Here is a 23747-nt window from a genome sequence, read left to right on the forward strand (position 1 = left end):
GGTCACGCCCCGGCCGTCGGCGCGATCCACTCCTGCGGGCCGACCGGGGGCCGCTGCTCCCGCTCCATGACCCCGCGCCGGCGGATCCGGTTGAGCACGTACACGTTGCCCAGGTGCATCACGCCGAGCACCAGCAGCACCACGCCGAGCTTGGTCGACAGGGCCTCGAAGATGCCGCGGGTGTCCTCGATGGTCGCGTCGTCCCCCAGGTACAGGGCCACGAAGCCGAGGTTGACCAGGTAGAAGCCGACCACCAGGAGGTGGTTGACGGCGTCGGCGAGCTTCTCGTTGCCGCGCAGGACGTCGGCCAGGAAGATCCGGCCGTTGCGGCTGAGCGTGCGGGCCACCCAGACGGTCAGCGCGATGCTGACGACCAGGTAGATGACGTAGGCGATGACGGTGCGGTCCATGCCCCACCCCTTCTTGAACGCGTTCAAAAACGCTGACAGGAATGACTGTAGACCTGTTTTTGAACGCGTTCAACACGGGGGTGGGGTTCAGTTCCGGCGGGCCAGCGCCGGGCGTTTTGTGTAGTCCGTGAGGCCGAGGACGTTCCCCCACGGATCGGCGAGTTCCACGGTCCAGCCGGTGGCCCCCTGGAACACCTCGTCCAGGGGTGCGACGCCCAGGGCCGCCAGCCTCCGCGCCGCCGCCCGCGCGTCGGGCACCTCCAGCCAGATCCGCGGCGAGGGCCAGTGCGGCGGCCGGTGCCGCAGCCCCTCCTCGGCGCGCAGCAGGATGCCCGGCGTCTCCGCGCCGACCTTCAGCAGGGCGATCCCGGCCTCGTCGAACCGGAATCCCACGGCGAACCCGGCCCGCTCGTAGAAGGCGACCGCCTCGGCCAGGTCGCCGACGGGGAGCAGCACGTTGTCGAAACCGAGCAGTTCGTACGACTCTTCGTCTGACATGTCGTCACATTAGGAGCCCAGCCCCGCGGAAGCGAGGAGCCCCACCGGAGCGGACGGACGGCGGGGCCCCGCGACGGATCCGGCCGTGTGACCACTGCGGGAAGTCCGGGTCCAGGCCGGCATGACGAGGGCCCCGTGCCCCGGAACATCGTTCCGGGGCACGGGGCCCTCGTCGCAGGCGTACCGCGGGTCAGTAGCGGCGCGTGATCAGGGCGCGCTTCACTTCCTGGATGGCCTTGGTGACCTCGATGCCGCGCGGGCAGGCGTCCGTGCAGTTGAAGGTCGTACGGCAGCGCCACACGCCGTCGCGGTCGTTGAGGATCTCCAGCCGCTGCTCCCCGGCCTCGTCACGCGAGTCGAAGATGAAGCGGTGGGCGTTCACGATCGCGGCCGGGCCGAAGTACTGGCCGTCGTTCCAGAACACCGGGCAGGAGGAGGTGCAGGCCGCGCAGAGGATGCACTTCGTGGTGTCGTCGAAGCGCTCACGGTCCTCGGCGGACTGCAGCCGCTCACGCGTGGGCTCGTTCGTGTCCTTCGTGACGAGGAAGGGCATGACGTCCCGGTACGCCTGGAAGAACGGCTCCATGTCCACGACCAGGTCCTTCAGGACCGTCAGGCCCTTGATGGGCTCGACCGTGATCGGCTTCTCGGGGTTGATGTCCTTGATCAGCGTCTTGCAGGCAAGCCGGTTCTTGCCGTTGATCCGCATCGCGTCCGAGCCGCAGATGCCGTGCGCGCACGAGCGGCGGAAGGTGAGGGTGCCGTCGAGGTCCCACTTGATCTTGTGGAGGCCGTCGAGGACGCGCTCCTTCGGGTCGATCTCCAGCTGGAAGTCTTCCCAGACGGCCTCCGCCGCGACCTCCGGGTTGAACCGGCGGATGCGGAAGGTGACCGTGATGTAGGGGGAGTCGGCGAAGCCGGGCTCGGGCTGGCCGGCCGCGTCCGCCTTGTCCAGAACAGGGGTAGCCATCAGTACTTACGCTCCATCGGCTGGTAGCGGGTCTGGACGACCGGCTTGTAGTCGAGACGGACGGTTTCCGAGCCGTCGGCGCCGACCTCGCGGTACGCCATGGTGTGGCGCATGAAGTTGACGTCGTCGCGGTTCGGGTAGTCCTCGCGGTAGTGACCGCCGCGGGACTCCTTGCGGGCCAGCGCCGAGACGGCCATGACCTCGGCCAGGTCCAGCAGGTTGCCCAGCTCGATGGCCTCCAGCAGGTCCGTGTTGAACCGCTTGCCCTTGTCCTGGATCGCCACGTTCTGGTAGCGCTCCTTGAGCTCGGCGATCTTCTCGACGGCCGTCTTGATCGTCTGCTCGGTGCGGAACACCATGACGTTGGCGTCCATGGTCTCCTGCAGCTCGCGGCGCAGGGTCGCCACCCGCTCGCTGCCGGTGGAGGCGCGCAGCCGCTCGATCTGCTCGACGACGAAGGACTCCGGGGCCTCCGGCAGCTCGACGTAGTCGGCCTTGGCCGAGTACTCGGCGGCGGCGATGCCCGCGCGGCGGCCGAAGACGTTGATGTCCAGCAGCGAGTTGGTGCCCAGGCGGTTGGCGCCGTGGACGGACACGCAGGCGACCTCGCCGGCCGCGTACAGGCCCGGCACGACCGTGGTGTTGTCCGCCAGGACCTCACCCTCGACGTTGGTCGGGATGCCGCCCATGGCGTAGTGCGCGGTCGGCTGGATCGGGATCGGGTCCGTGTACGGCTCGATGCCGAGGTAGGTCCGCGCGAACTCGGTGATGTCCGGGAGCTTGGCGTCCAGCTGCTCCGGCGGCAGGTGGGTCAGGTCCAGGTAGACGTGGTCGCCCTCGGGACCGCAGCCGCGGCCCTCACGGATCTCCGTGTAGATGGAGCGGGACACGACGTCACGGGACGCGAGGTCCTTCATGACCGGCGCGTACTTCTCCATGAAGCGCTCGCCGTCCTTGTTGCGGAGGATGCCGCCCTCACCGCGGGCGCCCTCCGTCAGCAGGATGCCCATGCGCCAGATGCCGGTCGGGTGGAACTGGAAGAACTCCATGTCCTCCAGGGGCAGGCCGCGGCGGTAGACCGCCGCCTGGCCGTCACCGGTCAGGGTGTGCGCGTTGGAGGTCACCTTGAAGAACTTGCCGGTGCCGCCCGAGGCGTAGATCACGGCCTTCGCCTGGAAGATGTGGATCTCACCGGTGGCCAGCTCGTACGCCACGACACCGGCGGACCTCTTGACGCCGTCGACCTCGGTGATCAGCTGGTCCAGGACGTAGAACTCGTTGAAGAACTCCACGCCCTCCTTGACGCAGTTCTGGTACAGCGTCTGGAGGATCATGTGGCCGGTGCGGTCCGCGGCGTAGCAGGACCGGCGGACCGGGGCCTCGCCGTGGTTGCGGGAGTGACCGCCGAAGCGGCGCTGGTCGATGGTGCCGTTCGGGGTCCGGTTGAACGGCAGGCCCATCTTCTCCAGGTCGAGGACGGCGTCGATGGCCTCCTTCGCCAGGATCTCGGCGGCGTCCTGGTCGACCAGGTAGTCACCGCCCTTGACCGTGTCGAAGGTGTGCCACTCCCAGTTGTCCTCCTCCACGTTGGCGAGCGCGGCGGCCATGCCGCCCTGCGCGGCGCCCGTGTGGGAGCGGGTGGGGTAGAGCTTGGTCAGCACGGCGGTGCGGCTGCGCTTCGTCGCCTCGATGGCGGCGCGCATGCCCGCGCCGCCGGCGCCGACGATGACGGTGTCGTACTTGTGGATCTTCATGATTCTCGCAGCCCCGTGCCTAGCGGATGTTCGGGTCGAAGGTGAAGATCACCAGCGTGCCCAGCAGGATGGTGAACACCGTGGCGGTGTAGAGCAGGCCCTTGAGCCACAGCCGGGTGTTCGGCCGCTCGGCGTAGTCGTTGATGACCGTGCGCAGGCCGTTGGCACCGTGCAGCATCGCCAGCCACAGCATCAGCAGGTCCCAGACCTGCCAGAACGGGGACGCCCAGCGGCCGGCCACGAAGGCGAAGCCGATCTTGGACACACCGCCGTCCAGCACCAGCTGGATCAGCAGGTGGCCGAGGACGAGGACGACCAGCACGATGCCGGACAGGCGCATGAACAGCCAGGCCGCCAGCTCGAAGTTGCCCCGGGTCGACTTGGGGGACTTCTTGGTGCGCTTGCGGGGCGCCTCGATGAACGGGGCCGGGTTGTCGACGGTGTAGACGGGGGCACCCTCGACGGGGCCGACTCCGGAGGCCGCGGTTTCAGTCGTGGACATCGGCGTCAGCTCCCAAACAGGACACGGTAGGCGTGGCCGAGGACCGGGTAGATCGCCCCGAGCATCAGCACGATCCACACGCCCATCACGGTCCAGAACATCTGCTTCTGGTAGCGCGGGCCCTTCGACCAGAAGTCGACGGCGATGACGCGCAGGCCGTTGAGCGCGTGGAAGAGGATGGCGGCGACGAGGCCGTACTCCAGCAGCGCGACGATCGGCGTCTTGTACGTGGCTACGACCTTGTCGTAGTCCTCGGGGGAGACACGCACGAGAGCGGTGTCCAGCACGTGAACGAACAGGAAGAAGAAAATGAGGACGCCGGTGACTCGATGAGCCACCCAGGACCACATTCCTTCCCGGCCGCGGTACAGCGTTCCAGCCGGCACGGAAGAACCCTCCGGGAGCGGGGACTAGGGCCGCGCCGGCTTCACTGTCGGTCGGGCCCGGCCGGGTACGGTCCACCGGCCCTCTGCATGGTATCCACGTGCCGCCGTGGTGCTTACGGGGGGCCTACCGGTGTGATCAAAGTGGCACGCGGTTGGGCTAGCCGACGCGGCTTGCGGGCCGGATCCGGTGGTCATTTGCCGGGTGTGGGGGCATTTGGGCTGGTAGCGCCCGCGTGGCGGTGGCCACAAATCGAAAACGGCTCGGCGCCGCTGAGCAGGACTCGCAGCCGTCCCCGGGCCAGACGCCGCAGTTCCTCGGCCGCCGTCACCCGCTCCTCCTCCGGATCGTTTGCCAATCGTGACCGGATCGCTTCGAGGATGTGGTCGATGACCTCGTCCCGGGGGACGTCACCCGGATAGATGACGAACGCGTGTCCGAATCTCGCCTCGTAGGCGGCGCGCGCGGCGCCCAGGGCGGTGTGGGCCGCCGAGTACGTGTCCTCGGGGAGTTCCGGGAGGGTCTCGTCGGCCAGGGCCTCGGCCAGGTCGGCGGGGGAGAGGTCGTACGCCGCCTCGTCCGCGGCGGCCAGCAGGGCGTCCAGGTCGGGGTAGGGGCGGTGGTCGGCGATCCGGTCGGCCCAGCGCAGGCTGTGCAGGCAGTGCAGGAGCAGGGTGCGGGCCTCGTCGGCGCGGGCTGTGTTGAAGGCGTCGAGGGGCGTGGGGAGATACGGCAGGCGGTGGGCGGGCAGCGTGGGTCCTCGCGTCACATGTGGCGTGGCAGGGGATGCTGTGAAAGGTGTGTCGTCAGGTTATCGAGAGTGGTCACGCTGTGTCCGAGGGATAGCTGAATTTCACCCGAACGGAAGAGTTTGAGGCCGCTTGGGTGACGGATGGGCCGGCGATCGGTCGTACGTTGGCAGGGTGACCCAGCACAGGCTCAGGCGCCGGGGCTCGGCGCGACAGGTGATACGCAAGCGGGCGGTGGTGGCCGCCGCGGTCGTGGGGACGGTCGCGCTCGGCACGGGCGTCGCCGTCTGGGCCTCGGCGGACGGGGGCGGCGCGGCCGTGAGCGGCGCGCGGCAGCCGTCCCCCGGGCGGGCGGCCGGCACCGCGGCCGGCCCGGGGCAGCCGGCGACCGCGTCGGCCAGCCCCCGCCCCAGTCCCAGCCGGTCGTACCCGCTCTCGCAGGCGCCGCGCACCATACCCGCGGTCCGCTCCCACACCCCGGCGCGCGGTCCGGGCTGGAAGCCGCGGCACGGCGAGCGGGTGGTGGTGAGCGACCCCGCGCTGGCCGACGAGGGCCGGCTGATGGCCGGGGAGCTGGGGCTCGCCTACGCGGGGGAGAAGAGCGACGTCCGGGCGGGCGACGTGCGGCTCGCGCTCGGCGGCGGGGGCGGGAACCGGGAGTCGTACACGCTGACCGTCCGGGGCGGGCGGGTCGACATCAGCGGGCCCGGCGAGGCGGGCGTCTTCTACGGCACCCGCACCCTGAAGCAGGAGGTCCACGGCGGCGGTACGGCCCCCGAGGGCGTCGTACGCGACCAGCCGGCCAAGCCGGTGCGCGGGTTCATGCTGGACATCGCGCGCAAGCCGTACTCCGAGGCCTGGATCGAGGACCGGATACGCGAGCTGGGGGACCTGAAGTACAACGAGCTGGGCCTGCACTTCTCCGACGACCAGGCCTTCCGGATCGAGTCCAGCAGCCACCCGGAGATCGTCTCCCCGGTCCATCTGACCAAGGCCCAGGTCAGGCGGATCGTGGCACTGGCGGACAGCCGGCACATCACCGTCGTGCCCGAGATCGACTCGCCCGGACACCTGGGCGCCGTCCTCGCCGCCCACCCGGACCTGCAGCTGCGCAACGTGAACGGAGTGGCGACCAGGGGTGCGATCGACATCTCCAAGGACGCCTCCGCGCGGCTCGTCGACGACCTGCTGAACGAGTACGCCGGGCTGTTCACCGGCGGCCAGTGGCACCTGGGCGGTGACGAGTACCAGGCGCTCACCGTGCGGGACCCGCAGGCCTCCTACCCGCAGCTGGCGGCCGCCGCCCGGCAGCGGTACGGCGCCGGCGGGACCGTCGCCGACCTCGCCACCGGCTGGCTCGACGACCGCGCCGCCACCGTCCGCGCCCACCACCGGACCATGCGCGCCTGGAACGACGGCTTCTTCCGCGGCACCTCCGTGCAGCCCGCGGGCGACCTCCAGGTCGCCTACTGGACCGGCAAGGAGATCGGCGCCCGGCCGCCGGCGGAGTACCTGAGCGCCGGCCGCAAGGTGCTCAACTACAACGACGAGTACCTCTACTACGTGCTCGGCCAGCCGCAGACCTTCGTCTACCCGACAGGACAGCGCATCTACGAGCAGTGGAACCCGCGGGTGCTGCGCGGCACGACCGCCGTCCCGGCGCGCTACGACGGCCAGATCCTCGGCGGCTCGTTCGCGGTCTGGTCCGACCGCCCGAACGCGCAGACGGAGGCCCAGGTCGCCGCGGGCATCCGGATGCCGCTGCGGGCCACCGCGCAGAAGCTGTGGGACGCGCGCACACCGGCGCTCTCCTGGGCCGGCTTCCGGAGTCTGGCGAACCGGCTGGGCTGAGAACCGAGTGGACGCACGACGGCGTCCGGCCATATGTTCCGGTGTCCGCGCGCGTGTTCGCATGCGCGCCGGCATCAGGACGCGCGCCGGTTCGGGGAGAGCCGCGCGCCGGCCCGGATCTCGTCTTCTCGGGGGAACACCTTCATGACCACGCCCATGCCCGCGCCCATGCCCACTCCGCCGTACGCCGCCCCGCCCGGCGGCGCCTGGCTGCGCTCGCCGGCCGCGCTCGGCCGCGCCACCGCCGTGCTGCTCGGTCTCGTCATCGCCACCGACCTGTTCGCCTGCTACGCCGACTTCCTGGAGATGGACGTCACCGGCGACCTGGCGGCCGGCGTCACCGGAGCCGACGTCATCGACCGGGCGGACCGGGCGGACTCCCTCTACGGTGCCGCCGGCATCGCGCAGGGGGTCGCGCTGGTGGCCACGGCCGTCGTCTACCTGTGCTGGCTGTGGCGGATCCGGGTGAACGCCGAGGTGTTCGACGCCTCCCGGCACAGCATGAAGCGCGGCTGGACCATCGGCGCCTGGTTCTGCCCGGTGGTGAACCTGTGGTTCCCGCGCCGGATCGTCGCCGACAGCTGGGACGCCAGCGCTCCCTGGGGCTCGCGGTCCGGCCACTCCCCGGTCAACGCCTGGTGGACGGTGTGGCTCGCCGGCCTGCTCGTGGGCCGGTTCGCGGACACCAGCTCCCGGCACGCCGAGACGGCCGACGAGCTGAAGGAGGCCGCCAAGGCGATGCTGCTCTCCGACGGCCTCGACATCGCCGCCGCCGCCCTGGCCGTCGTGGTGGTCGTCCAGCTGACCCGGATGCAGGAGCGCAAGGTCCACTCCGGCGAGCTGCCGGCTCCCGCGCTTGGCTGAAAACCCCTGGCTGTGACACTCCCGCTCCGTCGCACGCAGTAAGGGGAAGTGCGGGCTCCGTACCGGTCGGTGCCCTGGCGAGGGAGGCATTCATGAGCCTGGTGGACCTGATCGCACAGGCCGACGAGCGCGGACTGGCCGCCAGCGGATTGGCTTGTTTGGATCGGTGTCTGCCGCTGCTCGGCGGCGACGACGAGCTGCTGCGCCCGCTGTGGGCCCGCCTCGCCGACGGCTCCGGCTGGGCCGCCGAGCTGAGCCGGGCCCGCGAGGCGCTCGGCTCCGCGGAGCCCGCCGACGAGGCCGCGCGGCTCGCCCGCCGGATGCTCCGGTCGGCCCCGGCCGAGCGCACCGCCGACGCGGTACGGCCCTGGGCCGACGCCTGTTCCGTCGCCTCGCTGCGGGTCCACCGGCTGCTCGACCCCGCCACGGACGACGGCCCGGACCCGGGGGACGCCGACGGCCTCGCCGCCGGGCGCGCGGGCGACCCGGCGGACCTGCCGCCGCTCGTCGCCGCCGAACTGCGCCGCCAGGCCGCGGTGCTGGAACTGCTCGCCGGGCACGGCGCGCAGGGCCTGCGGCGGGCGCTGGAGGTGTCGGTGGAGGGCCGCCGGGTGCTGCGCGCGGTGGTCTCCCGCCGGGCGCGCAGCGCCGCGGAACCGGGGGCGTGACGGGGGCCTGTGCCGTTCGTGCGGCGGACCTGGGGTGGTCCTGCGACGGTTGGCGGAACGTTTCGGGAAACGTCCCGTGCCCCCGTGACGGAACCTCGCCCCGGCTCGCTCTTCCCTATGTGACAGCCGATGTGACAGCTCATGTGACGGCCCGGTACGGGACAGCGCAGCAGGAGACCAGGCCGCCCGCCGCGGCCAAGCCCGTGCGGTGGGCGGCGGACGCGGTGGCGACCATGCGCGAGGGCGCGCGGATCCGGCTCGACTACTCGGCGCAGAGCCTGTGGCGGGTGGACCGGATGATCGAGGAGATACGCCGCGAGGGACCGCCGTACGCGGCCGTCCAGAGCGTGCTGCGCGGCTTCGGCGCCTACGCCGGTGAGGTGATCGTCCGGCAGACCGGCGCCGAGTGGTGGGCGACCGGCGGCGAGCACTGGCTGCGCACCCCCGACGGCCGGCTGTGGGACCCCCTCGACGAGGCGCGCCGCTGCTACGGCGGCCACGGCTCGCTCCGGCTGCTGTGCCGGGACGCGACCGCGAGCGCCTCCGGCTGAGCTGCCTGTGACACTTCCGTCGGGGCCGACGCTGATGATCGTGGAGGGCGACAGACACGGCCGGAGCGTGTCGCACCGGTGACGGAAAGCGCCACGCAGTGGCCAGGAACTCGGCACGAACGAGGACGGTCTTGGGCCAGGGAGGGGAACCCCGCCGCCCGCAGCCGCGGGACGGGGAGCTGGGCGCGGCCGTCGCGCGGGCCCAGGACGGTGACGAGACCGCCTTCGCGGTGGCCTACCGGATCGTGCAGCCCGGCCTGCTCGGCTACCTGCGGGGCCTGGTGGGCGACGACGCGGAGGACGTCGCCTCCGACGCCTGGCTGGAGATCGCCCGCGACCTCGGCCGGTTCCGGGGCGACGGCGCCGGCTTCCGCGGCTGGACCGCGACCATCGCCCGGCACCGCGCGCTGGACCACCTGCGCCGGCAGCGGGTACGGCCCCGGGCGGCGCAGCTCGAACAGGACGCCCTGGAGCTGCCCGGCCGGCACAGCACCCACGACCAGGCCCTGGAGTCGCTGTCCACCGAACGCGCGCTGGACCTGGTGCGCGGGCTGCCCCGGGACCAGGCCGAGGCGGTGCTGCTCCGGGTGGTCGTCGGCCTCGACGGCCCCGCCGCCGCCCGCGTCCTCGGCAAACGCCCCGGCGCCGTCCGCACCGCCGCCTACCGGGGGCTGCGCCGCCTGGCCCGCCAGCTCGGCGCCGACGGTGTGACGGATGCGGAACCGCCGACGCTGGGTGAGTCGGGATGAACGAGAGCGGGCGCGGGACGTATGTACGGACGTCCGCCGCGGCCGTTCCGGCAGCCGGCCCGCGGGTGGCGGTCCTGGCGGCCGGCGGGCTCGGCCGGTTGCCCGCTGCGGCTCGCGGGTGGCGGCCCGGCCGGTCCCGCGGCGGGTGCCCGCAGGGCGGGTGGACCGGTGTACGGAGTTCCGGGCGGACCGGATGAGGACGGGAACGGGCATGGGTGAACGGCACGGCGGCGACGGGCTGCCCGGCGCCCGGCGCGCACACCCCGACGGCACCGTCGCCGCGCCCGAGCCGCCCGGCACCTCCCCGGGCCGCACGGAGCTGGAGGCACGGTTCGGCGCCGCGCTGCGCGCCCGGGACGCCGGCCCCGAGGCCGAGCGCAACGCCGTCGCCGCGTTCCGGGCCGCGCGCGAGGCGGGCGCGCACGACGCCAGGACCCGCGCCCGGGACGACTGGCGGCCCGGGCGGCCCCGCCGCGCCCGCCGCTCCCTGCGGACCACCCTCTCGCTGGCCCTGGCGAGCCTCACGCTGGGCGGAGCCGCCGTCGCCGCGATCGGCTCCGCGCGGTCCGGGCCCGAGGACGGCGCCCGGCACGCCCCGCGCTCCGCGCACCCCTCGCCGGGCGCCCGCTCCGCCCCGGCGGCGCACGCCACGGCCGCCGGTACGACGGCCCGGCCGGAGGACACCGGCACCGCCGTGCCCTCCGGGAGGCCCGCGCACCCGACGACCGCCGGGGACACCCCGGCCCACTGCCGTGCCTACGCGCAGGCGGGGGAGCGGGGCGGCGCCCTGGAGGCGACGGCGTGGCAGCGGCTGGTCGCCGCGGCGGGCGGCCGGGACAGGGTCGCGGCCTACTGCGCCGCCCGGACGGCCCGTACACGGGGCGGAACCACCGGCACGACGGCCCGGCCCGGCCACTCCGGCGCCACCGGCGAGGGCGACGGCAACGCCCGGGGCAACGGCCAGGGCAAAGGCGTCGGCCGCAGGGAGCCGACCGGCGACCCACTGGTCAGAGGCACTTCTCGCTTGTTTGATCACCTGTCGGACAGCCTGCTTCGTGAGAGCCCGACGCTAGGTTCTGTCCCTGACCTCGATCCTTCGTGACGGTCCGCTGGTTCCCAGACGACGGCGTGACCTGGGCGGCGGCCCGTGCGGCGGCCCCGGGCTGAACTGCTCCCTCGGCGGCGTGCGGGATGTCCCCGGCGGGGTCATGATGGGACGGCCCGGCCGCCGCGGGAGCGCCGGGCGGGAAGGGGCAGGCGATGGAGCTGTTCCCGCCGGTGCCGCTCGCGGAGTGGCGGGACACCAAGGAGACGCTGCACCGCTTCGCGCAGATCGTCGGCAAGATCCGCATGGCCGCGAGCGCCCGGCGCAACCACTGGTGGAACGTCCCGTTCCATGTCACTGGGCGCGGCATCACCACCCGACCGATGGGTCAGGTCGACGGGAATCCGATCTTCACGATCGACTTCGACTTCGTCGACCACCGGCTCGCCGTCATGACGCTCGACGGCGAAGAGCGGTCCTTTCCGCTTCCGGGCCAGTCCGTCGCATCCTTCTACGACCAGACCCTGGCCGCTCTGGCCGCACTGGGCGTCCGGGTGGACATCGCTATTCCCAGGCCCTTCGATCTGTCCGACGCCGACCGGCCGTTCGCCGAGGACACCGAGCACGCGACCTACGACCCGGTGGCCGCAAACCGCTACTGGCGGGTGCTGAGCCAAGTGGCATCCGTGCTGGAGGAGTTCGCGGCGGGCTACTCGGGAAAGGCCAGCCCGGTGCACCACTTCTGGCACACCTTCGACATCGCCCACAGCCGGTTCTCCGGGCGCCGGGTCGACCAGCCCGCGCAGGTCGACCCCGTCACCCGGGAGGCGTACTCCTCGGAAGTGATCAGCTTCGGCTTCTGGTTCGGCGACGACACCTTCGCCGAGCCCGCGTTCTACTCGTACACCGCCCCCGAGCCCGCCGGCCTGGCCGAAGCGCCGCTCAGCCCGGCGTCCGCGCAGTGGGTCGCGCGCGGCGACAGCCACCTGGCCGTGCTGCGCTACGACGCGGCCCGCGCCGAGGCCGACCCACGTGCCGCCGTGCTCGCCTTCTACGAAAGCGCCTACCAGGCCGGGGCCGGACGCGCCGGATGGGACATCGCGGCGCTTGCGTGCCCCGGCGGAATCACGGACCCGGTCCGTCGCATCTGACGAATTCGGTCAGCAGCGCAGCGCGGTGCAGTGGTCAGGCTTCGGTATCGGTGCGCGCCAGGATGCCCTTGAGCAGGCCCGTGGACTGGCCGACCTCGATGAGGTAGCCATCCGGGTCGCGCATGTAGCAGCGCAGCTCGGCGCGCCGGTCGATGGGCGGGGTGAGGAACTCGGCTCCCTTGGCGCGGGCTGCCGCGTAGAAGCCGTGGATGTCCGCCACCCGTACGTTCAGGAAGCTGGAGACGGTGTGGCGGTCCTCCGGCGGACGCAGGACGACGTCGGGTTTGTCAGCTGTGGGCCCGCCGCCGGGGTTCATGATGATCCAGCTGTTGGCGACCTTGATGATGCAGGGGTTCTCCTCCAGCACCACCTGCCCGCCCAGCACATCGGCATAGAACGCCCGCGAGCGAGGGACGTCGCCGACCGTGAGAAAGTGCGTGAGCAGCAGACCCTCGGCCGGTGCGGGAAGGTCGTCGGCTGCGGCGCTGGCAGACGTGACGTCGGACATATGTCGAGCGTATGGCGCGCATGGGCGTGCGGCATTCTCAGCCGGTGCGCTTCTTCACCTGGCAAGTGCCTCCGACTGGTGCGGCTGGTCAGAGGCGCTTTCTGTCGACAGGATCACGTACTGGACACCGAGCCGCGTGAAGCCCGAGGCTCTTCGACCAGCCGGGCTGGGGGTTCTCGGGCCGGCTTTCGCTCAGGCTGAGCCGGCCGGTGCCGCCGAGGCAACGGCCGGGGCCGCCACCCCCCACAGGAGAGGCCCCGGCCGTCGCGCGGACGGGCCGCGCACGGCCCGTACTTTGCTCAGCGCCGTGCGTGCGGTTTCTGTCACACCCGGCCACGGCCGGATCTCACCCTGCGCACATCCGCACCCGGTCACGAGTTAGTTGCATCTTCTACGGACATGGACGAGCAGTGCTTTCACGCCGTAACGTGCCTTTCGCGCCGACCGAAGACAGGCGTAAAGGGAGTACGGTGCTGGGGGACGACGCGGAGCTGACCGCCGCGGTGCGTGCGGCACAGGACGGTGACGAAACCGCGTTCCGTACGGTGTACCGCGCGGTCCATCCCCGCCTGCTCGGATACGTCCGCACACTGGTCGGCGATCCGGACGCCGAGGACGTCGCGTCCGAGGCCTGGCTGCAGATCGCACGCGACCTGGACCGGTTCAGCGGCGATGCCGACCGGTTCCGCGGCTGGGCCGCCCGGATCGCCCGCAACCGCGCCCTGGACCACATACGCATGCGCGGCCGCCGCCCCGCCATAGGCGGCGACGAGACGGAGCTGACCGGCCGGGCCGCCGAGTCCGACACGGCCGGCGAGGCCATCGAGGCCCTGGCCACCGACAGCGCCCTCTCCCTGATCGCCCGGCTCCCCCAGGACCAGGCCGAGGCGGTCGTCCTGCGCGTGGTCGTCGGCCTGGACGCCAAGACCGCCGCCGAGACCCTCGGCAAACGCGCGGGTGCCGTCCGCACCGCGGCGCACCGCGGTCTGAAGCGGCTCGCGGAGCTGATCGGCGCCGATCCGGAATCGGCGGGCGGACTCGACTCGCTCCCGCCTCAGCGAGAACCGCGCCACCGCGCGGTGACGTCCGCAACTGTGACGCATACGCGTACGCGGACGCAGAAGGACATGTGATGGCCGACGAGCAGTACAAGTGGCTGAACCGTGAGACGGCGGAACGCCTGTTGCGCGGTGAGTCGCTGGAAGCCGTCGACCCTGCCGCACGTGACCAGGCCGAACGCCTCTCCCGGACGCTCGGCGCGCTGTCCGCGGAGGCGGCCCCCGCGCCCGGTGAACTCCCCGGTGAGCAGGCCGCCCTGGCCGCGTTCCGCAAGGCCCGGGAGGCCGCCGAGGCGGAGCGCACCGCCGCCGTCCACACCCCCGCCGCCGCCCGCACCCCGGCACCCGGAACCGGCGCCGGCCTGGTCCGCATCGGTGCCCCGGCCCGTACCGGAACGCGCACCAAACGCCCGCACTGGGGCCGTCCGGTGCGCCTGGCGCTCGCCGCCGCCGCGGCCGTCGGCACACTCGGCGGGGTCGCCATGGCCGCCGGCAGCGGAGTGCTGCCCACACCGTTCGACAACGACCACCCCCGCCCGGCCACCTCGGTCTCCGCCGGGGAGTCCACCGGACAGCCGCTCGTCCCCGGCTCCGGAACGGCCACCCCGGGCCCCGGCACGGGGACGCCGGAGGGCAGTGCGCAGGGGCGCGGCGGCACCGGTGACGAGGCCGCCGGGACGGACGACGGCACCGCGCCCGGCTCCGGGTCCCCCACGTCCGGCACCGGGTGGCTCGGCGCCTCCTCGGCCTGCCGTGCGCTGCGCGACGGCAAGGAGCTGGACACCGGCCGCAAGCGCACGCTGGAGCACCTGGCGGGCGGTCCCGCCCGTGTCACCCGGTACTGCAAGATCCTGCTGGCCGCCGGTGACGCGGCCTCCGGCACCGCGAACGGCGGCACGGCCGGCACCGGGGGCGGCGGCACCGGCAAGGGCCAGGACAAGGGCGGGAACCCGGGCAAGGGCGGCGACCAGGGCAAGGGCGGGAACAAGGACGGGGACGGGGACAAGAACGGAGACAAGGGCGGGGACAAGGACAAGAACGGAGACAAGGGCGGGGACAAGGACAAGGACGGGGGCGGAGGGAAAGGCGGCGGCGGGGGCAAGGGTGACCACGGCCCGGCCGGCGGCAAGGGCGGCGGCCGGCACCGCGGCGGCGCCGACCCCGCTCCCTCCGCCTTCGCGCCGGCGCACCCCGGCGCACCGCGCAGCACCCCCGCGTCCCCCTCACCGTCTCCGACGTACACCGCACTCTGACCGAGAGCACCCACTCTGACCTGCGCTTTTGAGGTCGCCGGAAAATTCTCGGTGCGAGGTGTGACGTTTCTGGAGCCCGTGACGCAGTACTGAGTGAGCCGACTGGTCATCGGCCGTCGCACTGAGCCGGGGTTCCCCCCGTACCCACGGCTCGTGCACCTGGCGCGGGCGGGGCACGTTCCCCCGGTCCCGCCCGCGCCCCGCATCCTCACCGGGAGACGACGACCTTGTCGCCCACCCGGACCTGGGCGAACAGCTGGGCGATCGCCGTCTCGTCCCGTACGTTGACGCATCCGTGCGAGCCGCCCGCGTACCCGCGCGCCGCGAAGTCGTACGAGTAGTGGACCGCCTGGCCACCGCTGAAGAACATCGCGTACGGCATCGGTGAGTCGTAGAGGGTCGACACATGGTGCCGCGACTTCCAGTAGACGCGGAACACACCCTCACGGGTGGGGGTGTACTGCGCGCCGAAGCGCACCGCCATCGTGGACAGGGTCCGCCCGTCCACCATCCAGCGCAGCGTCCGGCTGGTCTTGTCGATGCACAGCACCCGCCCGGTCAGACACCGCGGATCCGGCGCGGCGGCCGGCCGGCCGGCCATCGGGTACAGGTCCGACGGGCCCGGCGGACGCGTCATCGCCACCAGCCGCTGCCAGGTGACGGCGTCCGCGGCGCCGGTCCGCGGCAGCCCGCGCTTGCCCTGGAAGCCCCGGACCGCGCGCTCGGTCAGCTCGCCGTACGACCCCGTCGGCCCGACGGGCAGCCAGCCCACCTGGCGCAGCCGCGCCTGGAGTTCCCGCACGCGGGGCCCGCTGTCCCCGCGCGACCACAGCACCCGTGGCGCGGGGGCGGCCGGTGCGACGGCCGGCCTGGTCGGTGTGGCGGCCGGTGCCGGCCGGGCCGGCCCGGCACCCGGGCCGCCCGGCGCCTGGGCCTGCACCGGCAGGCCGCGTTTGCCGTCGGCGTCCGTGGGCTGCACGGTGCACCCGCCGAGCGCGGCGAGCACGGCGGCCGAGGCGAGCAGGACGGCAGGTCTCCCCGGGATCCTCATGCCCGGGATGCTTCCCCGCGTGACCCGCGTCGAACTACGGGGCATGGTGAGGAGTACCGGTGTACCGGTCGTACCGCGGAGGCAGCCATGGCACAGGAGTCGGCACGTCGGTCCGAGTCGGGCCTGCCGGTCGAACGGGTGTACGGTCCGGCCGTCCTGGCGGGCTGGGACCCGGACCGCAAGCTGGGCGAACCGGGCGCGTACCCGTTCACCCGCGGGATCTACCCGACCATGTACACCGGCCGCCCCTGGACCATGCGCCAGTACGCCGGCTTCGGTACGGCGGCGGAGTCCAACGCCCGCTACCGCCAGCTGATCGCCCACGGCACCACCGGCCTGTCCGTCGCGTTCGACCTGCCCACCCAGATGGGCCACGACTCCGACGCGCCCCTCGCGCACGGCGAGGTCGGCAAGGTCGGTGTGGCCGTCGACTCGATCGAGGACATGCGGCTGCTGTTCGACGGCATCCCGCTGGACCAGGTCTCGACGTCGATGACGATCAACGCGCCCGCCGCCCTGCTCCTGCTGCTGTACCAGCTGGTGGCGGAGGAGCAGGGCGTGGCCGCCGACCGGCTGACGGGCACGATCCAGAACGACGTGCTGAAGGAGTACATCGCGCGCGGCACGTACATCTTCCCGCCGAAGCCCTCCCTGCGGCTGACCGCGGACATCTTCCGGTACTGCACCGCCGAGATCCCGAGGTGGAACACCATCTCGATCTCCGGCTACCACATGGCCGAGGCGGGTGCCTCCCCGGTGCAGGAGATCGCGTTCACCCTCGCCGACGGGATCGAGTACGTCCGCACGGCGATCGCGGCCGGCATGGACGTCGACGACTTCGCCCCGCGCCTGTCGTTCTTCTTCGTGGCCCGGACCACGCTGCTGGAGGAGGTCGCCAAGTTCCGCGCCGCCCGCCGGATCTGGGCCCGGGTGATGCGGGAGGAGTTCGGCGCGAGGAACCCCAGGTCGCTGATGCTGCGCTTCCACACCCAGACGGCGGGGGTGCAACTCACGGCGCAGCAGCCGGAGGTGAACCTCGTCCGGGTCGCCGTGCAGGCCCTGGCCGCGGTGTTCGGCGGCACGCAGTCCCTGCACACCAACTCCTTCGACGAGGCGATCGCCCTGCCGACGGACAAGAGCGCGCGGCTGGCGCTGCGGACCCAGCAGGTGCTGGCCCACGAGACCGACGTGACCGCGACGGTGGACCCCTTCGCCGGCTCCTACGCGGTCGAGCGGATGACGGACGAGGTGGAGGAGGCCGCCGTCGGCCTGATGCGGCGGGTGGCGGACCTCGGCGGGGCGGTCGCGGCGATCGAGCAGGGCTTCCAGAAGGCCGAGATCGAGCGGAACGCGTACCGCATCGCGCAGGAGACGGACTCCGGGGAGCGGGTGGTCGTCGGGGTCAACCGCTTCCGGCTGGACGAGGAGGAGCCGTACCAGCCGCTCCGCGTGGACCCGGCCATCGAGGCCCGGCAGGCCGAACGCCTCGCCCGGCTGCGGGCCGGACGCGACCGGGGCGCGGTGACCGCGGCACTCGACGCGTTGCGCAAGGCCGCGGAGGCGGCGGGCGGAGAGGGCGGGGCGGACGGGGAGCACAACGTGCTGTACCCGATGAAGGAGGCGCTGCGGGCACGGGCGACGGTGGGCGAGGTGTGCGGGGCGCTCCGCGAGGTCTGGGGCAGCCACGTGCCGGCGGACGCGTTCTGAGCGGGGCGGTTCCGGAGAGGGGTTCCGGACGAGGGGTTCCGGACAGGGAGGACCGGTTGTCGTACCCCCGTGCGACACTCCATGGCATGTTCGGTGTCATCGACCTCCCCACCTACCTCGCGGGTCTGATCCTGATCGTCCTGCTGCCCGGCCCCAACTCCCTCTACGTCCTTTCCGTGGCCGCCCGGCGCGGCGTGCGGGCCGGGTACACGGCGGCCGCCGGGGTCTGGTGCGGGGACACCGTACTGATGACGCTGTCCGCCGCCGGAGTCGCCTCGCTGCTCCAGGGCAACGCGCTGCTGTTCGGGATCGTGAAGTACGCCGGTGCCGGATATCTGAGCTGGCTGGCGATCGGCATGCTGCGGGCCGCCCTGCAGATGTGGCGGACCCGGCGGGAGCCGGCCGTCGAGGCGGCGGCGGACGCCCAGGACGCCGACGAGCGGCCCTTCCGCCGTGCGCTCGTGGTCAGCCTCTTCAATCCCAAGGCGATCCTCTTCTTCGTCGCCTTCTTCGTGCAGTTCGTGTCGGAATCCAACCCAGTCATCGGGTTCGTGACCCTAGGTGTACTCGCCCAGTTGGCAAGCGTGTTGTACCTGTCTGCGCTCATCTTCGGTGGGTCTCGTCTGGCTGCTGCGTTCCGTCGTCGGAGGAGGCTCAGCGCAGGGGCTACCTCGGCCGCCGGAGTGCTCTTCCTCGGCTTCGCCGTCAAGCTGTCTCTGGCAAGCGTGTAGGGGGCTGGCATGTCTCACCTTGACGATGCTGCGGCCGTGTTCGCCCGCATGAGCCCCCAGGAGCAGCAGCGGGCACTAGGAGCCCTGGGCTTGCCTGAGAGGCTCCAGAAGGAGCCCCAGGAGCCTGCCGTCACCCCGTTCGCGGCTCTGAGCAGTAGGCCGAGTAGGCGGAAGCGGCAGCCGATCACCGTGACGGTGCTCAGAGGGTGATACCGGCCCGCTTGGCCAACTTGGTCAGCCGCTCGTTACTTCGCATGTGCTGGGACACGAGTACTCGGGTCAGTTCCATGCTCGTTGGGTGGACCGCTGCCATCTCGGGAGCGACCTTCGCCCCACCCGCGCAAGGTGGGGGCTTTCGTCATGCGCGGGGCTGTCACCGGTTACGCGAGCGGGCATGTGAGGTCGGGGTGGTGACGGTCCGGGCAGCACACCAGGTTGAGCGAGACGATATTGCCCGGCCGGTTGTAGTACACCCAGCTCACGTCCACGCCGACCGGCAGGACATCCAGCACGTATTCGCGTCTCGTGTCCAGGCTCGCGTACGCCTGACGCCCGTCTTCGCGCTGCATCGGGGGGTTGTCAAGAAAGTGCTTGACCATCCAGTCGAGAGCCGCTGTGGCGTCCGTCCAGGTGCGCTCACGGGCCGCCTGGTTCCGCTTCATCAGCCAGTGCCCGGACATCATGGGCGGCAGGTCCGAGGTCGGGAACTCGGCCATCACTTCGCGGTACCGCTGAAGGATGCGGATGGCCACCTTGTCCTCGTCCGAGGCGGGAGGAGCAGGGGGGTCAGGATGCGGAGGCCGCCGGTCACCCTCCCGGTGGTAGCTGTCGGGCGATCCGATCCACGGGCCGTAGCCGTGGAAGTGTCCTGTCCAGCTCATGCGCGCCTTCCGAGAGGGGAGGGCGGGCCGCCCTGATGCGCGTAGGACGACCCGCCAGGGATGAGAGGTTTAGCAGGGTCAGGCGGTGAGGCCGCGGTTCTTCACCCAGCCGAGGGCGAAGTCGTCGAGCTCGGCTGCGGTGAACCGCAGTTCCTTGCCGGCGCCCTCGGGCTTGGAGTCGCGGACCACGAAGGAGTCGGCGGCACCGGGGATCGCGGCGAAGTCGACGCAGCCCTCGGTGCAGGGGCCTCCGCAGAAGTTCGTCGTCTCGATGCCGTCCGCCGGGAGGGTGTAGAGGTTGCCGTCCATCGGGTAGTCCTCTCTGGTGCAGCGATGCGGAGATGCGGTCTCCGCGCCGTGGTGCACTTGCCGACCCACCCCGGCCCGGCCTTCCTGTTCCCGGCCGGGGTGGGCGCTTGGCTCCGCCCCCGAGGGGTGTGGCCGTGGGGGAACGACCGGGGAGTCACCTCGGGGACGGATGTTCAGGTGGTCAGTCGCCAGTAGGCGGCCATGACCGATACAGAGGCGAGGATCACGAGCCCCTGGAAGATCCACTGATGCCAGCCGAGCGGGCGTCTGTGCCTACCTCGCGATCGGTGAAGATTCCGGCCGCCAGAGCGGCCATGAGTCCGAGCAGGGCGATCACGTAAATCACCTGCTGCGCCTTGGGGCTCACGCTGCACCCGTCCCGCTCCTCTGGGTGTAGATCCACAGCAGTCGGCGCGTCAGGTCGGCGACCTCGCGCATGAAGAAGTAGGCCGTGAAGACCGGTGCCTCCGCACTGGGGCGGTTCTTCAGGTCGAGCACCTTGTACGCCTTGCGGAACTGGGCCATCACCAGCTCGTCCTCGTCGGCGCCCAGCTCCTCGCCGAGGAGGAGTTGCAGGTGCCCGATCAGGGCCGGTGTCCTGGCGTTGATGTCCTCGCGGGTCGAGGTGCCCAGCCTCATGGCGAGGGCCGCGTCGGTGCTGTCCGTGATCAGCTCGACGTCGATCGGTACGCCGTCTTCGGTCGCCCTCGTCACTTCGAATCTGCTCGTCTCGGTCTTCACGGCGTGTCCCTCGCTGGCTGACGGCGGTTTCACCGGATGGAGACCAGCGTTCCGCGCGAAAGGCGTGCCGACCACGGCGTTCATGGGTCAGTGTTGGGACATCTCTGGGACATGGGACAGGCGCCATGATTGAGAGCTGCAAGAGCCGGGGAAGGGGGCCTGCATGAGCATCGCCGACAGGCGTAGGGCTCTGGGCTTCACCCAAGAGGGGTTCGCCGAAGCGGTAGGCGTCGACCGGCGCACCGTAGGCCGGTGGGAGACGGGCAAATCCAGGCCCCAGCCTCCCCAGCGGCCCAAGGTCGCCGAGGTGCTACAGATGGACCTCGACGAACTCGACGCCTTGCTCACCCCGGCCGAGGTGCTGCCGAAGCCCGCGCAGTTAGCGTCGAGTGTCCACCACGGCCCAGGGGACCCAGACGAGATGATCCGACGCGAGTTTCTGCGCCTCTTGACGGTGGCAGGTGCGGTCGCTGCCATACCCGCGGGCGAGGTGGAGGCCCTGGCGGATGGCGCCGACGACTTCGGGCGCATGAATGGCCACCTGTGGCAGGTCTACCAGCTCGCCCGCGCCAAGCACTCGGTGTACCCCGTGGTGCAGTCCCAGCTCACCGCCTTGAACGATGCCCTGCGCGATGGGCGGGCGCAGATGGGCTCGCTCTGCATCGCGGCCGGCGACCTGTTCCAGTTGGCGGGCGAGCTGGCCTTCGACGCCAACCGCTACCACGCTGCCGCCGCCTCGTACGCGCTCGCGGCCAGCGCGAGCAAGGAGGCCCGCGCCTACGACCTGTGGGCGTGCGCCCTGATCCGCAGCGCCTACGTAGACCTCTCCGAGCGCCGTTACCGGCAGGCCGCGGACACTGTCGGGGCCGCGCGGCGCGTCGCCCTGCGTGGAGACAGTAGCTTGGCGACCAAGCACTGGGCCGCAGCCGTGCAGGCTGAGGCGTTCGCCTGGCTCGGCGACTTCGACGCCTGCGAGGAGGCTTTGGACGAGGCCGAGGAGGTGGCCAGCCTGAGCGGCCCGGTAGCGAACGGCGGATGGCTGCGCTTCGATGGCTCGCGCTTGGCGGAGGAGCGGGGCGCCCGGTACTTGCAGCTCAACCGGCTCGTCTTGGCCGAGACCGCCCTGAAGGACGCGCTGAAGCTCGCTCCCTTGGCCGCCGGCCATTCCTTCCGGCGCCGGGGCGCGGTGCTCGTCGACCTGGCCGCCATCGGCGCCAAGCGAAAGGATTCGGAGCAGGTCATGCAGTACGGATTCGAAGCCCTGCGCCTGGCGCGAGCCTCCGGGTCCGGCTACGTCGCCCGTAGACTCCAGACGCTGACTGCCGAGCTGGGCACCTTGGGGCGCGACCGGCACATCGCCGAGTTGAAGGCCGGGATCGGCACCCTGACGGCATGACGAGAGGGGATGGCATGACGACCGAGGGCGCGCGAGTCTTTCGCGAGGCGTGGATCGCTGGAGTGCGGAAGCACTTCCCTGGTGAGCCGAAGCCAAGCTACGTAACTCCGTGGGAAGAGACGCCTGAATGGGAGCGTGAGGCTGCGGGCGCCGTGTATGAGCAGGTGCGTCAGTTCCTCGAACTGAGCGCCGGGCATGCCTCCCGCCTGTCGCGCGAGCAGAAGGGACGGTTCGTCGCGACGTGTTGGACGGCGCAGATGTTCAAGCACTTCGAGGACCCGAAGCCGGGGTACGTGGCCGATTGGCCTGATCTGCCGGACTGGCAGAAGGAGACGGACTCAGGCATCTTCGAGGCCATTGAGAAGAGTCTGAATTAACGCCTACCGATTCGTGCTCGCAAACAACCCATGGCACGCGGCTGGCCGCGGCGTTCCGCCGCCGCAAGCGGCTGTCGGCCACGGCGACGTCGGCCGCGGGGGCGCTGTTCCTGGGCTTCGCGGTCAAGCTGTCGCTCGCGTCGGCCTAGGCGGTCGCGAAGGCTCCCGTCCGCTCGGCGTACTCCCGCAGGCCCTTCGTCGTCCCGCCCGCCCAGCCCACGTACCCGTCCGGGCGGATCAGGAAGACGCCCCGGCCGTACGACGGCGGTGCCGCCGGGAGGGAGTGCAGGCCCGGGACCGAGGCGCCCAGCAGGGTCCAGTGGGGGCCGCGGAAGGTGTCGAAGAGGCGGACGCCCGACACCGTGCCGTCCGGGGCGCGGTCGCCGGCGCGCAGGCCGTCGGTCTCGCCCCGCGTGTCCACACTGAGGGACGAGTCCCGGTAGTCCAGGCCGAGCTGCACCGTCGCCCTGCCCCGGCGTACCTCTCCGCGGTGGACCCCGGTCGTCAGGTCCAGCATCGCGGCGGCGTTCGCGCGGCGCTCCTCCTCGTAGGTGTCCAGGAGGGCCTGCGGTGCGGCGCCCCGGAGCACCGCGGCCAGCTTCCAGCCCAGGTTGCAGGCGTCCTGCACGCTGGTGTTGAGGCCCTGGCCGCCCGCCGGGGAGTGGACGTGGGCCGCGTCCCCGGCGAGGAGGACCCGGCCCGCCCGGAAGCGGTCGGCCAGAGCGGCGCGCGGGCGGAAGTCGGAGGCCCAGCGCAGCTCCGTCACGTCCGGGGCACCGAGGTGCGTGTACGTGGCGACCAGGGCGCGGATGCCGTCCAGGGACAGGTCGAGCCGGGCTGACTCCGGCAGGCGCGCCTGCAGTTGGAAGTCGTCGGTACCGGCGAGCGGGCACAGGGCGAGGCCGGTGCCGTCGGGCCCCGGGAACGTGTGCCAGTGGTCCCGGTCGAGGCCGTTCACGCGTACGTCCGCCACCAGGAACGGTGCCGGGTCGACCGTCTCGCCGGTCATGCCGACGCCCAGGGCGCGCCGGACCGCCGAGCGCCCGCCGTCGGCCGCGACCGCGTACGCCGCGCGCAGGGCCGTACCGTCCGCGAAGTCCACCGTCACGCCGTCCGCGTCCTGTGCCAGACCCGTCACCTCGCGGCCGAAGGCGACCCGGCCTCCCAGTTCGGTCAGCCGCGCGTACAGCACCTCCTGGGTGCGCCACTGCGCGACCATCAGCGGTTCGGTGTACGGCGTGCCCTCGTCCGCCGGGATCTCCTCGAACATCGGCCGCGTGCCGAGCCGCTCGCCGTTCTCCCACAGCAGGCGGGGCGGGTAGGGGCCGCCGGCCGCCCGGATCGCGTCCAGGACGCCCAGGTCGGCGAAGACCTCCTGGGTGCGGGGCTGGATGCCCTTGCCGCGCGAGCCGGGGAAGAGCGCCTCCGCCCGCTCCACCACCAGCGCCCGGATTCCGCGCCGTGCCAGGTCGATGCCCAGGGTCAGGCCGGTCGCGCCCGCGCCCACGATCACGACATCCATCGCATGTCTCCTTAACGTCGTTAAGTGCCGTCGCCGACGAGGGCGCCCTTAACGCTGTTAAGCTGTC

Annotated in this window: 26 protein-coding genes; 13 read left to right on the top strand and 13 right to left on the bottom strand. The window is 71.9% G+C overall.

The features are described 5' to 3' along the window. Window positions 1-2: 2 nt before the first annotated feature. The 7 genes from IG05_RS0124035 to IG05_RS0124065 form a co-directional block, all read right to left on the bottom strand. Window positions 3-410 carry a hypothetical protein gene (locus IG05_RS0124035; protein ID WP_030345662.1) on the bottom strand — a complete coding sequence of 136 codons (408 nt, stop codon included), beginning with the start codon at window positions 408-410 and terminating at the stop codon, window positions 3-5. Window positions 411-497: 87 nt separating this feature from the next. Continuing rightward, complete coding sequence (locus IG05_RS0124040; RefSeq protein WP_030345665.1) at window positions 498-908, bottom strand: VOC family protein; 411 nt, start codon at window positions 906-908, stop codon at window positions 498-500. A 190-nt stretch (window positions 909-1098) separates the two neighbouring features. Further along, entirely contained in the window at window positions 1099-1878 is a 780-nt protein-coding gene (locus IG05_RS0124045; RefSeq protein ID WP_030345667.1) for a succinate dehydrogenase iron-sulfur subunit, read from the bottom strand. After that, window positions 1878-3632: a succinate dehydrogenase flavoprotein subunit gene (sdhA, locus tag IG05_RS0124050; RefSeq protein ID WP_030345669.1), complete on the bottom strand. Its 1755-nt coding sequence runs from the start codon at window positions 3630-3632 to the stop codon at window positions 1878-1880. Before sdhA ends, IG05_RS0124045 begins: the two co-directional genes overlap by 1 nt. Window positions 3633-3651: 19 nt before the next feature. Next, window positions 3652-4134, bottom strand: coding sequence for a succinate dehydrogenase hydrophobic membrane anchor subunit (locus IG05_RS0124055; protein ID WP_030345670.1), 483 nt, complete (start codon window positions 4132-4134; stop codon window positions 3652-3654). A gap of 5 nt (window positions 4135-4139) precedes the next feature. Beyond that, on the bottom strand, window positions 4140-4520 hold the full coding sequence (gene sdhC, locus IG05_RS0124060) for a succinate dehydrogenase, cytochrome b556 subunit (protein ID WP_043195476.1): 381 nt from the start codon (window positions 4518-4520) through the stop codon (window positions 4140-4142). A gap of 191 nt (window positions 4521-4711) precedes the next feature. After that, window positions 4712-5287: a 2-oxo-4-hydroxy-4-carboxy-5-ureidoimidazoline decarboxylase gene (locus IG05_RS0124065; protein WP_030345674.1), complete on the bottom strand. Its 576-nt coding sequence runs from the start codon at window positions 5285-5287 to the stop codon at window positions 4712-4714. Between the two features lie 154 nt (window positions 5288-5441). Here IG05_RS0124065 and IG05_RS0124070 point away from each other — a divergent pair, with 154 nt between their 5' ends. The 7 genes from IG05_RS0124070 to IG05_RS0124105 all read left to right on the top strand — a co-directional run bounded on the left by IG05_RS0124070 (window position 5442) and on the right by IG05_RS0124105 (window position 12146). Then, complete coding sequence (locus IG05_RS0124070; RefSeq protein WP_420707620.1) at window positions 5442-7118, top strand: beta-N-acetylhexosaminidase; 1677 nt, start codon at window positions 5442-5444, stop codon at window positions 7116-7118. 144 nt (window positions 7119-7262) lie between these two features. Further along, complete coding sequence (locus tag IG05_RS0124080; RefSeq protein WP_030345677.1) at window positions 7263-7982, top strand: DUF4328 domain-containing protein; 720 nt, start codon at window positions 7263-7265, stop codon at window positions 7980-7982. Between the two features lie 92 nt (window positions 7983-8074). Beyond that, window positions 8075-8650 (top strand): hypothetical protein, encoded by a 576-nt coding sequence (locus IG05_RS0124085; protein WP_030345679.1) that lies wholly within the window; start codon window positions 8075-8077, stop codon window positions 8648-8650. 203 nt (window positions 8651-8853) lie between these two features. Then, entirely contained in the window at window positions 8854-9201 is a 348-nt protein-coding gene (locus IG05_RS0124090; RefSeq protein WP_030345680.1) for a hypothetical protein, read from the top strand. Window positions 9202-9332: 131 nt separating this feature from the next. Then, the gene (locus tag IG05_RS0124095; protein WP_030345682.1) at window positions 9333-9950 is read left to right on the top strand and encodes an RNA polymerase sigma factor; all 618 of its coding nucleotides are present in this window, start codon (window positions 9333-9335) and stop codon (window positions 9948-9950) included. A gap of 211 nt (window positions 9951-10161) precedes the next feature. Further along, a complete protein-coding gene (locus IG05_RS47955) occupies window positions 10162-11052 on the top strand; it encodes a hypothetical protein (RefSeq protein ID WP_051790156.1) in 891 nt (296 codons plus the stop codon). Window positions 11053-11210: 158 nt separating this feature from the next. Beyond that, the gene (locus IG05_RS0124105) at window positions 11211-12146 is read left to right on the top strand and encodes a DUF5996 family protein (RefSeq protein WP_030345685.1); all 936 of its coding nucleotides are present in this window, start codon (window positions 11211-11213) and stop codon (window positions 12144-12146) included. 34 nt (window positions 12147-12180) lie between these two features. Here IG05_RS0124105 and IG05_RS0124110 read toward each other — a convergent pair whose 3' ends face one another. Next, complete coding sequence (locus IG05_RS0124110; protein WP_030345687.1) at window positions 12181-12654, bottom strand: VOC family protein; 474 nt, start codon at window positions 12652-12654, stop codon at window positions 12181-12183. Window positions 12655-13124: 470 nt separating this feature from the next. Between IG05_RS0124110 and IG05_RS0124115 the strand changes: the two genes are divergently transcribed. Together IG05_RS0124115 and IG05_RS0124120 are read left to right on the top strand one after the other, a co-directional pair. Next, the gene (locus IG05_RS0124115; protein ID WP_030345688.1) at window positions 13125-13787 is read left to right on the top strand and encodes an RNA polymerase sigma factor; all 663 of its coding nucleotides are present in this window, start codon (window positions 13125-13127) and stop codon (window positions 13785-13787) included. Beyond that, window positions 13787-14965, top strand: coding sequence for a hypothetical protein (locus tag IG05_RS0124120; RefSeq protein ID WP_030345690.1), 1179 nt, complete (start codon window positions 13787-13789; stop codon window positions 14963-14965). The genes IG05_RS0124115 and IG05_RS0124120 overlap by 1 nt, the downstream gene beginning before the upstream one ends. A 208-nt stretch (window positions 14966-15173) precedes the next feature. On the opposite strand, the gene IG05_RS0124125 is transcribed toward IG05_RS0124120, so the two are convergent. Continuing rightward, window positions 15174-16016 carry a L,D-transpeptidase family protein gene (locus tag IG05_RS0124125; protein WP_030345692.1) on the bottom strand — a complete coding sequence of 281 codons (843 nt, stop codon included), beginning with the start codon at window positions 16014-16016 and terminating at the stop codon, window positions 15174-15176. Between the two features lie 87 nt (window positions 16017-16103). On the opposite strand from IG05_RS0124125, the gene IG05_RS0124130 reads away from it, so the two are divergent. Together IG05_RS0124130 and leuE are read left to right on the top strand one after the other, a co-directional pair. Beyond that, window positions 16104-17723 (top strand): acyl-CoA mutase large subunit family protein, encoded by a 1620-nt coding sequence (locus tag IG05_RS0124130; RefSeq protein ID WP_030345694.1) that lies wholly within the window; start codon window positions 16104-16106, stop codon window positions 17721-17723. 86 nt (window positions 17724-17809) lie between these two features. Beyond that, window positions 17810-18454 (top strand): leucine efflux protein LeuE, encoded by a 645-nt coding sequence (leuE, locus tag IG05_RS0124135; protein ID WP_030345695.1) that lies wholly within the window; start codon window positions 17810-17812, stop codon window positions 18452-18454. Window positions 18455-18834: 380 nt separating this feature from the next. Here leuE and IG05_RS0124145 read toward each other — a convergent pair whose 3' ends face one another. From IG05_RS0124145 to IG05_RS0124160, 3 genes are all read right to left on the bottom strand, one after another. Further along, window positions 18835-19335, bottom strand: coding sequence for a hypothetical protein (locus tag IG05_RS0124145; RefSeq protein ID WP_030345697.1), 501 nt, complete (start codon window positions 19333-19335; stop codon window positions 18835-18837). A 78-nt stretch (window positions 19336-19413) separates the two neighbouring features. After that, the gene (locus tag IG05_RS0124150) at window positions 19414-19644 is read right to left on the bottom strand and encodes a DUF397 domain-containing protein (RefSeq protein ID WP_030345698.1); all 231 of its coding nucleotides are present in this window, start codon (window positions 19642-19644) and stop codon (window positions 19414-19416) included. Between the two features lie 363 nt (window positions 19645-20007). Continuing rightward, window positions 20008-20358, bottom strand: a complete 351-nt coding sequence (locus tag IG05_RS0124160) for a hypothetical protein (RefSeq protein ID WP_234335990.1) — start codon at window positions 20356-20358, stop codon at window positions 20008-20010. Between the two features lie 190 nt (window positions 20359-20548). On the opposite strand from IG05_RS0124160, the gene IG05_RS0124165 reads away from it, so the two are divergent. Both IG05_RS0124165 and IG05_RS0124170 read left to right on the top strand, forming a co-directional pair. Beyond that, window positions 20549-21781, top strand: coding sequence for a helix-turn-helix domain-containing protein (locus IG05_RS0124165; RefSeq protein WP_030345700.1), 1233 nt, complete (start codon window positions 20549-20551; stop codon window positions 21779-21781). Window positions 21782-21795: 14 nt separating this feature from the next. After that, window positions 21796-22158, top strand: a complete 363-nt coding sequence (locus IG05_RS0124170; RefSeq protein WP_030345706.1) for a hypothetical protein — start codon at window positions 21796-21798, stop codon at window positions 22156-22158. 145 nt (window positions 22159-22303) lie between these two features. On the opposite strand, the gene IG05_RS0124175 is transcribed toward IG05_RS0124170, so the two are convergent. Beyond that, window positions 22304-23680 carry an FAD-dependent monooxygenase gene (locus tag IG05_RS0124175; protein ID WP_030345707.1) on the bottom strand — a complete coding sequence of 459 codons (1377 nt, stop codon included), beginning with the start codon at window positions 23678-23680 and terminating at the stop codon, window positions 22304-22306. Window positions 23681-23747 lie beyond the last annotated feature (67 nt).

This window comes from Streptomyces sp. NRRL S-1022, from assembly GCF_000720135.1.
GTDB lineage: Bacteria > Actinomycetota > Actinomycetes > Streptomycetales > Streptomycetaceae > Streptomyces.